Genomic DNA, 12,642 nt, shown 5'->3' on the forward strand with positions numbered 1-12,642 from the left:
CCAGCGCCCTTGCGGGCGTATCGATCGTGACTTCCTGCCCCATGAACTCGATCGTTCCGGAGGTCGGCTGGTGCACGCCCGCAAGCGTCTTGACCAGCGTGGATTTGCCCGCACCGTTATCGCCTACCAGCGCCACAACCTCGCCCGCATAAACATCGAGATCAATGTCGGTCAGTGCAGAGACCGCACCGAATTGCTTGGAAATGCCCCGCAGACGCAAGATCGGCTCGCCTCGCGGAGAGCTGTCGGCCGGCGATGCGGTCATAGGCGCGTTTCTCCTCATGGCTGGTTTTGCGCCCGCTTGTCTTAGCCGAGCGGGCGCATCCTTCGCGATTTCAGAATAAGGCTCGTGCGGATTTATTCCAGAATGCCGAGTTCCTTGCAGGGCGCCTCATACTCGCCTGTGCAGATCGCGCCACCGGTGAGATTGGCCCAGACGGCCACCCGGGGCGGGGCGGCTTCCTGCCGCACGTTCTGCTTCCTCGGCGCATGTGGGGCTGGAGGTGCGCTGCACATTCATCGGCCACTGAAGATCAGTGACACAGTGACCCGCACCTCACGTGTCGCTGACGTTACTGAAAAGACCGGACGCGGCGGTCTCGTCTTCGTAACGTCGACATGAGATTTCGACATGAACCGGGACGGTGGCCACCGCCGAATGCTAGGACATCGTCCACCGGGAAGCGCGCCGCAGTCTCCGTCACCGCCTCGGCCCGATACTCCGGCTGCCGAACATCGCCATGTCGCCGAAGCGACGACGACGCTGCTGTTCTACTATTCGATGCTGACGTTCGGCGGCCATCGCATTCATTATCACCGCGACTATGCCCGCGACGTTGAAGGCTATCCCGGTCCTGTGGCCGGTCTGATATTTGCCACTGTAACAAAATTAATTGCAAAAAAAGACCTATGTTATGAGCAAAAATGACGGAAACGGCACCCACTTGGTTTAACTGCCGCGGCATATTCCGTTGTCGATCTGCAAGCATCCGTAAAGTTTCCTTGATGCTCGAACGGGAGATAGGGATCCGGATGGGCGCCTTGGGTGGGACAGGTCTTATGGACACTTATCTGAACATAGAACGATTGCCGCGAGAACGACACCGGCGAGATAGTTTCCGGCCGGAGTTGCAATCCCGTAGGGTCAGATGATGCGCTTGCGCAACCAGGCCGACACGACTTCGCCGAGCACCACCAGGGATAGGATGCTTAGCAACACCGTTGCCGCCTCCGGCCAATTGAAGGTGTCAATGGCGCCCTGTAGTATGATGCCGATGCCGCCGGCGCCGACCAGGCCCAACACCGTCGACTCGCGCAAATTAATGTCCCAGCGCAGAATGGCCACGGCCCAGAAGGTAGGCATAACCTGGGGTACGATGGCATAGACAATGACCTTGAAACGAGAAGCCCCGGTTGCCTCCAGTGCTTCCACCGGCCGCCTGTCGATCTCCTCGATTGCTTCACCGAGCAGCTTGCCTATGAAACCGATGGAACGGAACATGATGGCTACGATGCCGGCAACAATGCCCGGGCCAAAGATCGCCACGAACAGCAGCGCCCAGATGATCGTGTTGACCGAGCGGCTGGAGACCAGGATGAAGCGGCCGAGCCAAAGCGTAGCCGCGTTAGGTGTCGTATTCTGTGCGGCGATATAGGCGACCGGCAGCGAGACAAAGACGGCGACTGCCGTTGCGATGGTGGCGATGTTGACTGTCTCCAGCAGAATCCAAAGGATGCTCGGCAGGTTGCTTACGTCTGGCGGCACCATGCGGCCAAACAGGTCGACCATCTGCTGTGGTGCGTCGAACACCCACGGCCAAATGACGTCAATGCTCGTCAGTGCCCAGACAATGGCAACCATAGTGACAAGGAAGACCGCAAAACGCTGCAAGCGCTCGCGCGGTGTGTAGCGGGCCCACACCTCCGGCGTCGTGTCCATGCTCACCATATCCGCTTCCTGATCTGTCCGCTAACCGCCTCGCTGAGCAGGATTACGGCCACGATGACGATAGTGATTGCCAGTGCGAAATCATAATCATAGCGGCCGAATGCATTGGCGAGTGTCGACCCAATGCCACCCGCACCCACGATACCAACAACGGCCGAGGCGCGGAGATTGCTGTCGAGCTGGTAGATGCTCAAGCCGATCTGGCGCGGCATGATCTGTGGGAAAACCGAATAGATGAGCGTGGAAACATAACCAGCCCCTACGGAGCGCATGGCTTCCACCTGACCCCAGTCGATTTCCTCGATCTTTTCGGCCAGCATCTTGGCAACGAAGCCAACGGAATAAACTATCAGCGTCAGCACGCCGGCAAGGGGGCCGAACCCCACCGCCTTGACGAAAATGATGGCGACGATGACCGGATGGAAGCTACGGGCGATAATGATCAGCGCGCGGCCGAGAAAGTAAATCGGTTTCGGCGACAGATTCTTGGCCGCCATGAAAGCGATGGGGATTGAGAGAAGAACTCCACCTACCGTCGCTAATATTGCAATCTTCAGGCTTTCCAGGAAACCATCGATCAAAAGCCCGCTGCGTACGAAGCTAGGTGGAAACGCGCCGTTGAAGATGCGTGCTGCGCGAGCGAAGCCCTGTGAGACACGCTGCCAGTCGACTGGCAGCATGAAACATGCCCAGACCAGATACGTAGTCACCGCGGTAATGAGTCCGTAGCGCAAGATTGGATTGGCGATCAGGGGAGGTCGGCGCCAACTGTCGGGCCATTTCTGCGGAGAACTATCAGTCGCAGCACTCATGCGTTTCTGACCTTCAGCGGCATCACATTGTCGACCTCGCCTCGTTCCTCTGCTGGGACGCCGGCATAGATTTCATCCATTGCCGCTTTATCGAGTGCCTTTGGCTCGGCGTCGAAGATAATGCGGCCAAAGCGCATGCCGACGATGCGATCGGTGTAGAGTTTCGCTTCAGCCACGTTATGGATGTTTATCAGTACTGGTAGGGACAACTCACGCGACAGGGAACGCAGCAACTCCATGATCTGCTCCGAGGTTTTCGGGTCGAGAGATGCAGTTGGTTCGTCGGCAAGCAGAATCTCCGGTTCCTGCATCAGTGCGCGCACCACGCCGACACGCTGGCGCTCGCCGCCTGACAACTCGTCGGCGCGCTTGTTGGCATAGTGGGCGATGCCGACGCGTTCCATCAGTTCGTAGGCGCGGCGGATATCTTCTTTTTGGTAGCGCCGTAAGACGGCGCGCCAGGTGGGTAGGTAGCCGAGACGACCGGACTGGACATTTTCCATCACAGTCAGCCGGTCGACCAGGTTGAACCCCTGGAAGATCATGCCGATGCGCCGTCTTGCGGCGCGTAGTCCAGCTCCTTTCAGGTCAGTCAGCTTCAGCCCGTTCAGCTCGATCGTGCCGGAACTCGGCTCCACCAGCCGGTTAATGCATCGAAGCAGAGTACTCTTGCCGGCACCGGAAGCGCCGATGATCGCAACGATGCTGTCACCGGGCACTTCCAGATCCAGCCCCTTGAGGACGGGCGCGCCGTTGCCATAACGCTTCACGAGTTGCGAAATCTTCAGCATTGATCCGCTCCGGAGAAGAGAATCAGGCGCGTGGCAAGCTGCCATTGCCTCGCGCCCGACAGGAGGAAGTTTACTCCTTGGCGAGATCTTGCGGCGTGTATTTCACGCCATTCGCCTTCTGGATTTCCCGGATCACCGCCCAGTCCTTCTCATAGGTTATGGGTACGAACTTGCTTACGCCCGAAAACTCCTCGCCAAGCTCCGTTCCAGCAAAGTCGAAGGAGAAGAAGGCTTCCTTGATCTTTTCCACCAAAGCCGGATCGAGGTCATGCGCATAGGTGTAGGAGGTTGTGGGGAAGGGGTCGGATTCCCAGATGATTTTCACTTCTTCCGGATCGTAAAGCTGGCGTTCGGCCATACGCTCCACCACCTCCGAGGCAACCGGGGCGGCGTCGTAGTCGCCCGCGGCCACGCCCAGCATGGACTGGTCGTGCGAACCGGAATAGACGACCTGGTAGTCCTGCTCAGGCGTCACGCCAAGGCTGGGGAAGAGCGCCCGCGGTGCGAGATTGCCGGAGTTGGAGGTCGGCGAAGTGTGGGCGACGTTCTTGCCTTTAAGATCGGCCATCTCATTGATGCCGGAATCCTTGCGCGTGTAGACCTGCAACGTGTAGCCAAAGCGTCCATCCTCCGAGCCCATGATGGCGAAGGGTACTGCGCCTGCCAGATTGACGGCGAAGGGAGTCGGGCCGGTGGAGAAACCGGCTATATGCAGCCGACCACTGCGCATGGCTTCCACTTCCGCCGAATTTGATTGAACGGCGAAGAATTGGACGCCCTTGCCGGTTACTTTTTCAAGATGCTCGATGAAAGGCGCCCAGATATCCTCGTAGATTGATGGGTCTTCCACTGGTGTATAAGCAAAGACCAGCGTGTCGGGATCCTTCAACTGCGCCGGGTCGGTCGGCGCATCTGCGACCATGTCGCCATCCGCATCGCAATACATGACGTCGAGTTGGCCGCGGTTGGCACAGTCCTGGGCATTGGCGGCTGTTCCGGAAAAAAAGGCGGACAGGCCGAATAGCGCTGCTGCGGCACCGCCTGCAAGGCGGCCGTTGGTCGTGATCGTTGTCATTTCTCTCCTCCGCTTCAGGCGTGACGCGCCTGCTTCTCCATCGGGTTCTCCAACCAAGCCCACTGTTTGAAACCTATCGACAATTTGTGGCATTTTGCAACACTTGTAGAAAATATTTTGAACTTCCCTCGAAAAATAATAGGGAAATCGCTAGAAGCTGTGGCATGTCCCTCGTGGAGGAGAGAGCTACCGATGGCTGGAAAGGCGGCGAATACAGAGGAGACAGGCGATCTTGAAATGCGTCCATTCCATATGTTCGGCGCAGAGCGCCTTCGTGCTATCGATTTCGTCCTGACTGACATCGACGATACATTGACCACCAACGGTCGCTTGCCGAGCATCGCCTATGAGGCTCTGGAAAAATTGTGTAAGGCCGGGGTCAAGGTGGTTCCAGTCACTGGCCGACCGGCTGGCTGGTGCGACCTCATCGCACGACTTTGGCCCGTGGACGCGGTCGTTGGCGAGAATGGTGCCTTCTATTTCGCCTGTGAGATCAGGGGTGGGATGACTCGTGTCTTTGTCCAGTCCGAACGGGAGCGGCTGGAGAATCGCCGACGGCTCGATATCCTTGCAGATTCCATCCTCGCCGGAGTGCCGGGATCGCGTATTTCCGCCGATCAACGGTTCCGCGAGGCCGATCTCGCCATCGATTTTGCCGAGGATGGGCCACGACTGGACGATGCCGAGATCGGCAGAATCGTCGCCTGCTTCAAGGCGGCCGGCGCTGTTGCAAAAGTGTCATCAATCCATGTCAACGGATGGTTCGGGTGTTACGACAAACTCGGCATGACACAGCGTCTTTTTTCGGAGCGTTATGGCATCGATATCGAAAGAGAAGGGCACAGGGTGATCTTCGTCGGCGATTCCCCGAACGATGCGCCGATGTTCGGCTTCTTCGAGAACAGCATCGGTGTGGCGAACTTCGCTGATTTCCGCGAAATGGTGGCGACACAGCCGAAGTGGATCACACATCAGGCAGGCGGTGCGGGCTTCGCCGAGGTTGCCGATGCCATCTTAAGGGCCAGGAAACGCTGATGGCCCGCCTGCGCAAGAACGACCGCCGCGATCTGATACTCCTGGAACTGCAGCACCATCCTCATGTGCGCACCTCGGAACTTGCCGCGCGGTTTGGCGTGTCGACGGAGACCGTACGCCGAGATGTCGAAGCGCTGAGCGGTGAGGGTCTGATCCAACGTGCTTATGGAGGCGCCTCCGTGGCACCGATGGGCGCACAGCTACCCTTTGGTGAGCGTGACCGCGCGCATATTGAAGAGCGAGCGAGTATTGCGCGGCGTGCGGCAGAGCTGGTGCGTCCCGGCGAGGTGCTGATGATCGATGCCGGCACCACCACGCATCAGTTCTCGCAATGTCTTGCCGCCACTGCCAACGATTTGACCGTGCTCACCAACAGTATCGCCGTTGCCTCAGTTCTTGGTCAGAACGAGACGATTCAGGTCATTATTTGCCCCGGCGATTTTATGGCACGGGAAGCTGGCATCTACGGACCGGAAACAATTGATTTCCTCAGCCGCTATAACGCCAATCGCGCCTTCATCGGTTCAAGCGGCCTGACGACGAAGGGAATTTCCGACGCAAACCGACCGTCGGTTGCTGTAAAACGGATGATGCTTCGCCAATCGCGTGAAGCCTATCTGCTGGTCGACCACACAAAATTCAATGTCGATCTCGTCGCCACCGTCGGGCCGTTGTCGGCGCTTACAGCCATTGTCACTGACGAGACGCCGCCCCATCCGCTGGCCGATGCATTGCGCGACGGTGCTGTAGAAATCCACGTGGCGCGGTGAGGCACGATTGGGAATACAGACGCACCGGCAGCGTCGTCGCCTTTACGTTGTGCGGAGGCTGTAGTCATAGCCGAATGGCATTTCCCGCGGTGAGACAAATACGCCACTGTATTCCCTTTATTTGAATTTTACTTTCTCCGGCCACACGGAATCGTTGGCGCGCCATTTAACAACTTGAAATCATAATTTTTTTGTTGCGTGAGATCTCCACGATCCTCGGGTTTGTAATGACCGAGTAATGACGCGGGAAAGAACGGCAAGGGAAGGCTCCTCCCTCTGTGTCGTCCGCAGGGAAAGATTTTCCGCGGCTCAGTCCCCACCCGCCCCCGGGGGTACCAAGGGGGAATACTCGTCTGTCAATCGGCATCGAAAATTGACCCCCTACCTGTTTGGACTGACCATTGGTGACGGATGGAGGGGAGCTGTGCGAACAGGTTCTTGGCAAAGACGAGGCAATAAAGGTCCTCAGGAGTGGATGGTAGGGCAAGTGGCGCCTGACACCTTCGTCCGGGCGAAGGAGGACCCTGATCTGCTGCTTGACCGCATCCGATCCTCAGCGGGTCCGTGACTGGATCGCCAAACAGACCGGAGATCCGCTCGACGTGCTCAAGCGGATTAAGTTCGAGCCTGTCGGTTTCCATCCCACAGCCCCCTCAACGTCGTAGAGCAGATCAACCAGACTTGGACCTACTTCGTTGTCAATCGGCCGCCGATTGACAGCTTCCAGGAATTCCTTCGACCAAGTATAATACAGGCTCTCGGCAATACCCTCGTGCTGGCAAAGCGCCGCGATCGATTCCTCGCCGCGAAGACCTTCCAGCACAATGCAGATCTTCTCCTCCGCGCCATACTGCCTGCGGGTTGCACGGCGGATGTCCTTGATCACCTGCTCCGTAGGCGCTTTCCCTATCCAGGATTTCGCTGGCGCGGTCCTTCGGTTCTGTCTCTTCTTCGCTCCTTTGAAACGCTACGATGAACCAGAAATCCTCCGTTCTTAGTTAAGCCATCTTGGTCCCATCAATGCTGACGCCGGACAAGTCGCAGCCTGGTGCGGAACGCGCGGTTCAGATCTCCTGGCCGGCCTTGCGCATTTCGTCCAGAAGGACCGGAACGCCCATGGTGCAGGTATGCATGCCGAGCACCGAGGTCAGCTGGTAGACCTCCATGATCTCTTCCTTCGTCGCCCCGTATTTGAGCGCGTTCTGGATATGAATGCGCAGGCCCGGTTCGTAGAGGTGCGTTGTCGCCACATCGATGGCAATGTAGATGAATTCCTTCACCTTCGGCTCGAGCCGGCCCTGCCGCCAGGGAATCGTGGAAAATTCCAGGTACGCCGCGAAGAAATCGGGATCGAGCTTCAGGAGCCCGTCCCAGAACTCGTTCCAGTAGCCGCGGTTCTTTTCGAAGGCCGCCTTTAGTGCGAGCCTTCGTTCATCGAGAGGAATATTGAATTCGTCGCCCCGCTGGATGTATCCGGCGAGTTCTCTGAAGGAGCGCCTCTATCTCGTTCCTGGTCTGCCCAGCCAACCAAAAGAACGCGGCATCCTCATCTACACTGCGAGCGCTGGCAATCAGGGAACACTGGGGGTTCGTCGAAATCACGCGTCGGTTCTCGGCCGTCATGGCGCCGACTCTTATCCGCCTCACAACGAGACGCCTATCCGCTTTCACCTTATCCCGCCACATCCAAGCACACGCTCGTGTTGCCCAAAATGACACCCAGCGACACTTTCGCGAGATGGTAGCCAAATGTTTTTATGCTTAAATATCTGAAATAATTGAAGATTTTTGGTAGCGGAGGACCGCTACCGCCAAATCCCACACCTACCGGATATACGCTACAGGCTCCGAATGTTTTCTCGGCTTCTGGCCGCACAGGCACTGACAGCACTGAGCTTCCTAACCGTCCCGTCATAGCGAAAAAGCTGTCGATCAACTCTTGCCGCCGTTGGAGTCCTCGATCTTATCTGAAACTGCGGATAACTTGGCGTTCGCCAAACGAAAAGGATGTCAGGTTTTGACACCTAATGTGCAGCTTCCCTCTGAAGGACCGGTGACCAGCCGTCCTGCTCGTCCCAAGAACCGTCGCGAGCCTGCTCGTCACCACCGAGGCGATGGTGGCCGAGAAGCCGACGAAGGAACATGCCTGCCGAGTCCGGCATGGATTTCTGAAGCCATCGATGAGGATGCCTGCTCCTCCGGGAGCGGGCATCTGTCGACGGCCGGATTGTTGTTCGCACATTCAGCCTCGACGACCTTCAGTCACCGATAAACAATCCGCTCGGGAAGGGTGCGTGCGACCTCGTTGCCGCCTGGGGTGAGGATCGACAGACGCTACTTCTTCCATGCCGCACTGGCGCCCAGAACGCGCACGAAGTTTGCGAATGCGCGGACGGAGGGGCTAGTTTGCGCCGGCTCGGATAGAGGAGGGAAATCGGAACGCCCGGCACCTCCCAATCGGGCAGGACGCGTTCGAGCGCGCCATCATCCAGATCGGCCTTCACAAGGTAAGACGAAAGGATGCCTATCCCGACACCGCCCCTGACCAGGCGGTGCATCGTGAGCACTTCATCGACGGTCGCGCTAGGCTGCACCAGCATGGTTTCGCTCCCCTCCGGTCGCGACAGGGCCAGGGCGCGGGGCCGGCCGTCCGGCGTCGGCATGTCCACGAACCTGTGCCGCGCCAGATCGCCCGGCCGCACCGGCTTGCTGTGTCGCTTCAGGTAGGTCGGGCTTGCGCAGTTCGTCTGCCCAAGCGATGGCCCAAAAGCCCATCATGCATTAAGACTGAAACCGGACCACCCCATGGGCCACTTCGGCGATGAATCCACACGTATCGATCTTGAACTACGATGCAGACAGGGTGGTGGTCAGCCGCTTATCATGCCGACAATCCCGCGCAGAAAAACGACGAAGCGCTCGTCCATATCAACGCGATCGCTTCCTGGCAGCCGTCGCACCGACGACGACATCAGCCGAAAACCGAAGTCCCCATAGTCATCAATTGTGGCCCGCGGTTCCTGCATGAGGGGCTTTCGTACGCCTGCCGGCACCCGAAACCCTTCACCATTACGGTTGTTCAGGCTCCTGGCCGGCTCTCCCGAAAGCCGCCGTTAGATCTTATGGCCGGCGCGAAGATCAACTCGCGAAGGTGAACTCAATCGGATCTTCGTGATTACCGTGCAGCGAGGCTTCGGTAGCGTCACCGACGGTCTGGCAGTGCTATGCAGCATCTAAGAGCGTGGAGGGTGTTAACGAGCCCCCTTCAGGCTAGCCAGTTCTGCGTCCTCTGCGTTCGCTCGGCAGAAGCGCACCAGTCTGACCTTGCCTATTGCGGGTTAGCTCCTTGTTCAGGCGCTGGCCACTTGTGCTTTCGTACTGGCGCAGCCGATTCTCCTCTTAGCCGCCATCATGGCCTTCTTCGCCTACTGATCTCCAAGAGCTCCGGCAGCGCGCCGGCCGCTACATCTACATCACATGAGGGTTGTCCTATCACCGTCGACCGCAGTTCGAGCTTCCACGTCGTGACAGGAGGTCCGGGATCCGGGAAGACCGCTCTCCTGGACGCGCTGCGCTGCCGCGGCTTTGCTACGATGCCGGAGGCTGGGAGAGCCATCATCACGGAGCAGGATGCGATCGGAGGCCCGGCGCTGCCCTGGTCCGACAGGCGCGCCTTCGCCGAACTGATGCTGAACTGGGAAATGCGGTCCTATCGTGAAGCGGCCAGCACGACCGGGACGGTGTTCTTCGACCGCGGCGTGCCTGACGTGATCGGTTACCTCCGGCTGAGCGGATTGGATGTTCCGCCGCATGCCCTGAAGGCGGCGGCCACCCTCAGGTATAGCCGCAGTGTGTTCATCGCGGCTCCGTGGCGAGGCATCTTCCGGAACGATGCCGAAAGGAAACAGTCATTCGAAGAGGCCGAAGCGACGTTCCGGGCGATGGAGCGAACCTACCGCGAGTTCGGCTACGAACTGGTCCACCTGCCCCTCGCTGCCGTCGAGGAGCGTGTCCGGTTTGTGCTCGGCCACTCTGGCTCAATCCCGCATCACGCCTAGGCAGCCGGAGTTGCGACGACAGCCAGGCAGCGCCATGAATGCGACAGAGAGCGCGGCTCGAAAGGCGGACGCGAACCTTCGCCGACTTCGACGAGCTGCTCGCCGCGTCGGATCTAACGCTCTCGCCCGGGAAGCGTCGTCGAGTGACAGTGCATGAGGCAGGCATGCGCGGCGCGCATCCTACTCGGTCTCGGAGAGCTCCATCGACACTGCTACGGGAGCTTCACGGAATCAGCCGTGCCAGTCGCCTCGCCGAGCAACACTTGGGATTGCCCGGCCGGGCAAAGTTCGCTAGAGGCTGCCATCAAAGTAGGATCGTGGCATGGGCTCCGCAAAGTCGTCAGACACATAAGCCGCAACAATCCCTGTTGTTGCGGCGTTCTGTCGAGCTAAATTTACGGACTGACAGATAGACGCCGCCAAATGTCTCATTTGCGCGGATACTCCATCATGTCCAATTCCCATGCTTGGAAATACTCTCTACCAGCAGCGCTATTGCTGATGGCACCCTTTGATATTCTCGCTTCCCTAGCGATGGATATCTATCTCCCGGTCGTCCCGGCGATGCCCGGAATTCTCAAGACTACTCCTGCTATCATTCAGCTCACGCTGAGCCTCTACATGGTCGTGCTCGGCTTGGGGCAACTCGTCTTTGGCCCGATTTCTGATCGCGTCGGCCGGCGACCGGTCCTCATCGCCGGTGCGATGCTCTTCGCGGCCACTTCCTTCTGTCTTGCTATAACTTCAACGGCAACCCTGTTCGTTTTCTTGCGGCTTCTGCAAGCAGCCGGCGCCTCGGCTGCGCTTGTCGCTCTATTCGCAACCGTTCGGGACGTCTATGCAGACAGACCGGAAGGCGTGACCATCTACAGCATGTTCAGCTCAATGCTTGCTTTTGTCCCTGCGCTCGGACCGGTTGCAGGAGCTGTCGTCGCAGAGCATCTTGGTTGGCGGATGATCTTCGTGACGCTCGGCGTCTTGGCGCTTCTGGCGCTTCTCAACGCTATCCCCCGATGGCATGAAACGCGGCCGGCGTTAGCTGCACCTTCGCGGTCTCTGTTCAGACCAATCCTCCATAGCCCCGCGTTCTGGTGCTACACGCTGGGATTCAGTGCTGCCATGGGGACGTTCTTCGTGTTCTTTTCTACGGCTCCGCGTGTACTCATTGACAAGGCGCGATATTCCGAACTGGAATTCAGCCTGGCATTTGCTACGGCAGCGATAGTGATGATTGTCACCGCCCGCTTTGCGAAGATTTTCGTTGCGCACTGGGATATCGAAGGCAGTCTCGCGAGAGGCATGTTGACGCTGCTAGGGGGAAGCGCTCTCCTCACTATTGGACAAGTCGCGGGTTCACCCGGGTTGGTGACATTTATCGTGCCCATGTGGGTCATGTCGATCGGCATCGTTTTCACTGTGTCCGTCACTGCAAACGGTGCCCTGAGGAGCTTCGACGACACTGCCGGTTCAGCCGTAGCCCTCTATTTCTGTGTCCAGAGCTTGATCGTCGGCATCGTTGGAACGCTCGCGGTTATTGCTCTGAAAGGCGATACGGCCTGGCCACTCGTAGCCTACTCCTCGAGCATGGCGCTTATCACGCTGATAGCCCTAGGTCTCCTTGGTCGCGAAGAGCGTTCATGAATGGTGCCGGACTGCAGCACCTGCAGTCCGGCAGAACACCCACTTGAATCAATAATTTGGGCAAGAGGTCATGGAGCGGGAAGATGGAAGCCTCCAAATACAAGAGGTGTTGGTAGCTTTGTCCAGCATCCTCGGCGAGGCCGTGCATGGCGCCTACCTTCACGGTTCAGCAGTGTCAGGCGGGCTGCAGCCACAAAGTGACATAGATCTTCTCGCGATCACAGGGCGACCAATGTCCCTCTCGGAGCGACATTGGCTGCTTTCCAGACTCCTCGCCCTGATCCTCCCCCAGTGAAGTGGTCCGCCGTTATGATTAGGAAACGGAGGATCGAGAATGGCCAACAAGCGACCGAAGCCGGAAGAGATTGTCTCGAAGTTGCGGCAGGTTGAGGTTCTGATGGGGCAAGGCCTGTCCCGTCTTGATGCGATCAGGCGGATCGGCGTTGTCGAACAGACTTATTACCGCTGGCGCAAGCAATATGGTGGGATGGGCGTAGATCAGTTGAAGGAAC

At 58.4% G+C, this 12,642-nt stretch carries 13 protein-coding genes and 1 pseudogene; 7 read left to right on the forward strand and 7 right to left on the reverse strand.

What is annotated here, in order from left to right; genetic code table 11:
• On the reverse strand, positions 1-265 hold a 265-nt coding region (locus L598_RS18230; RefSeq protein ID WP_144861690.1), incomplete at its 3' end, for an ATP-binding cassette domain-containing protein.
• Between the two features lie 366 nt (positions 266-631).
• On the opposite strand from L598_RS18230, the gene L598_RS18240 reads away from it, so the two are divergent.
• Complete coding sequence (locus L598_RS18240; protein ID WP_144864931.1) at positions 632-928, forward strand: hypothetical protein; 297 nt, start codon at positions 632-634, stop codon at positions 926-928.
• A 216-nt stretch (positions 929-1,144) separates the two neighbouring features.
• Here L598_RS18240 and phnE (L598_RS18245) read toward each other — a convergent pair whose 3' ends face one another.
• The 4 genes from phnE (L598_RS18245) to phnD all read right to left on the reverse strand — a co-directional run bounded on the left by phnE (L598_RS18245) (position 1,145) and on the right by phnD (position 4,626).
• Positions 1,145-1,948, reverse strand: a complete 804-nt coding sequence (gene phnE, locus L598_RS18245; protein WP_144864932.1) for a phosphonate ABC transporter, permease protein PhnE — start codon at positions 1,946-1,948, stop codon at positions 1,145-1,147.
• Positions 1,942-2,760 (reverse strand): phosphonate ABC transporter, permease protein PhnE, encoded by an 819-nt coding sequence (gene phnE, locus L598_RS18250; RefSeq protein WP_144864934.1) that lies wholly within the window; start codon positions 2,758-2,760, stop codon positions 1,942-1,944. Before phnE (L598_RS18250) ends, phnE (L598_RS18245) begins: the two co-directional genes overlap by 7 nt.
• The gene (gene phnC, locus L598_RS18255) at positions 2,757-3,551 is read right to left on the reverse strand and encodes a phosphonate ABC transporter ATP-binding protein (protein WP_144864936.1); all 795 of its coding nucleotides are present in this window, start codon (positions 3,549-3,551) and stop codon (positions 2,757-2,759) included. Before phnC ends, phnE (L598_RS18250) begins: the two co-directional genes overlap by 4 nt.
• Before the next feature lie 70 nt (positions 3,552-3,621).
• Positions 3,622-4,626, reverse strand: a complete 1,005-nt coding sequence (gene phnD / locus L598_RS18260; protein ID WP_144864938.1) for a phosphate/phosphite/phosphonate ABC transporter substrate-binding protein — start codon at positions 4,624-4,626, stop codon at positions 3,622-3,624.
• Positions 4,627-4,863: 237 nt separating this feature from the next.
• On the opposite strand from phnD, the gene L598_RS18265 reads away from it, so the two are divergent.
• Entirely contained in the window at positions 4,864-5,661 is a 798-nt protein-coding gene (locus tag L598_RS18265; protein ID WP_144864950.1) for an HAD-IIB family hydrolase, read from the forward strand.
• Positions 5,661-6,431 carry a DeoR/GlpR family DNA-binding transcription regulator gene (locus tag L598_RS18270; protein ID WP_144864940.1) on the forward strand — a complete coding sequence of 257 codons (771 nt, stop codon included), beginning with the start codon at positions 5,661-5,663 and terminating at the stop codon, positions 6,429-6,431. Before L598_RS18265 ends, L598_RS18270 begins: the two co-directional genes overlap by 1 nt.
• A gap of 706 nt (positions 6,432-7,137) precedes the next feature.
• Here the strand turns inward: L598_RS18270 and L598_RS18275 are convergent.
• A pseudogene (locus L598_RS18275) lies at positions 7,138-7,341 on the reverse strand (transposase); the annotation flags it as partial.
• A 154-nt stretch (positions 7,342-7,495) separates the two neighbouring features.
• Entirely contained in the window at positions 7,496-7,900 is a 405-nt protein-coding gene (locus tag L598_RS21845; protein ID WP_186445092.1) for a carboxymuconolactone decarboxylase family protein, read from the reverse strand.
• Positions 7,901-9,955: 2,055 nt separating this feature from the next.
• Here L598_RS21845 and L598_RS21850 point away from each other — a divergent pair.
• The 4 genes from L598_RS21850 to L598_RS18305 form a co-directional block, all read left to right on the forward strand.
• Positions 9,956-10,489, forward strand: a complete 534-nt coding sequence (locus L598_RS21850) for an AAA family ATPase (protein WP_246658824.1) — start codon at positions 9,956-9,958, stop codon at positions 10,487-10,489.
• A 450-nt stretch (positions 10,490-10,939) separates the two neighbouring features.
• Complete coding sequence (cml, locus tag L598_RS18295) at positions 10,940-12,130, forward strand: CmlA/FloR family chloramphenicol efflux MFS transporter (RefSeq protein ID WP_186445091.1); 1,191 nt, start codon at positions 10,940-10,942, stop codon at positions 12,128-12,130.
• Positions 12,131-12,200: 70 nt separating this feature from the next.
• Positions 12,201-12,425, forward strand: coding sequence for a nucleotidyltransferase domain-containing protein (locus tag L598_RS18300; protein ID WP_144864948.1), 225 nt, complete (start codon positions 12,201-12,203; stop codon positions 12,423-12,425).
• A 39-nt stretch (positions 12,426-12,464) separates the two neighbouring features.
• A partial coding sequence (locus L598_RS18305; RefSeq protein ID WP_144860148.1) for a transposase occupies positions 12,465-12,642 on the forward strand: 178 nt, incomplete at its 3' end.

This window comes from Mesorhizobium sp. J18, assembly GCF_007829525.1.
GTDB lineage: Bacteria > Pseudomonadota > Alphaproteobacteria > Rhizobiales > Rhizobiaceae > VLJP01.

Bases quoted from the DNA above. Each gene is read 5' to 3' on its own strand.
- L598_RS18300 (WP_144864948.1), top strand. From the start codon at position 12,201: ATGGAGCGGGAAGATGGAAGCCTCCAAATACAAGAGGTGTTGGTAGCT.
- phnE (WP_144864934.1), bottom strand. From the start codon at position 2,760: ATGAGTGCTGCGACTGATAGTTCTCCGCAGAAATGGCCCGACAGTTGG.
- L598_RS18270 (WP_144864940.1), top strand. From the start codon at position 5,661: ATGGCCCGCCTGCGCAAGAACGACCGCCGCGATCTGATACTCCTGGAA.
- L598_RS18240 (WP_144864931.1), top strand. From the start codon at position 632: ATGAACCGGGACGGTGGCCACCGCCGAATGCTAGGACATCGTCCACCG.
- phnE (WP_144864932.1), bottom strand. From the start codon at position 1,948: ATGGTGAGCATGGACACGACGCCGGAGGTGTGGGCCCGCTACACACCG.
- phnD (WP_144864938.1), bottom strand. From the start codon at position 4,626: ATGACAACGATCACGACCAACGGCCGCCTTGCAGGCGGTGCCGCAGCA.
- cml (WP_186445091.1), top strand. From the start codon at position 10,940: ATGTCCAATTCCCATGCTTGGAAATACTCTCTACCAGCAGCGCTATTG.
- phnC (WP_144864936.1), bottom strand. From the start codon at position 3,551: ATGCTGAAGATTTCGCAACTCGTGAAGCGTTATGGCAACGGCGCGCCC.
- L598_RS18265 (WP_144864950.1), top strand. From the start codon at position 4,864: ATGCGTCCATTCCATATGTTCGGCGCAGAGCGCCTTCGTGCTATCGAT.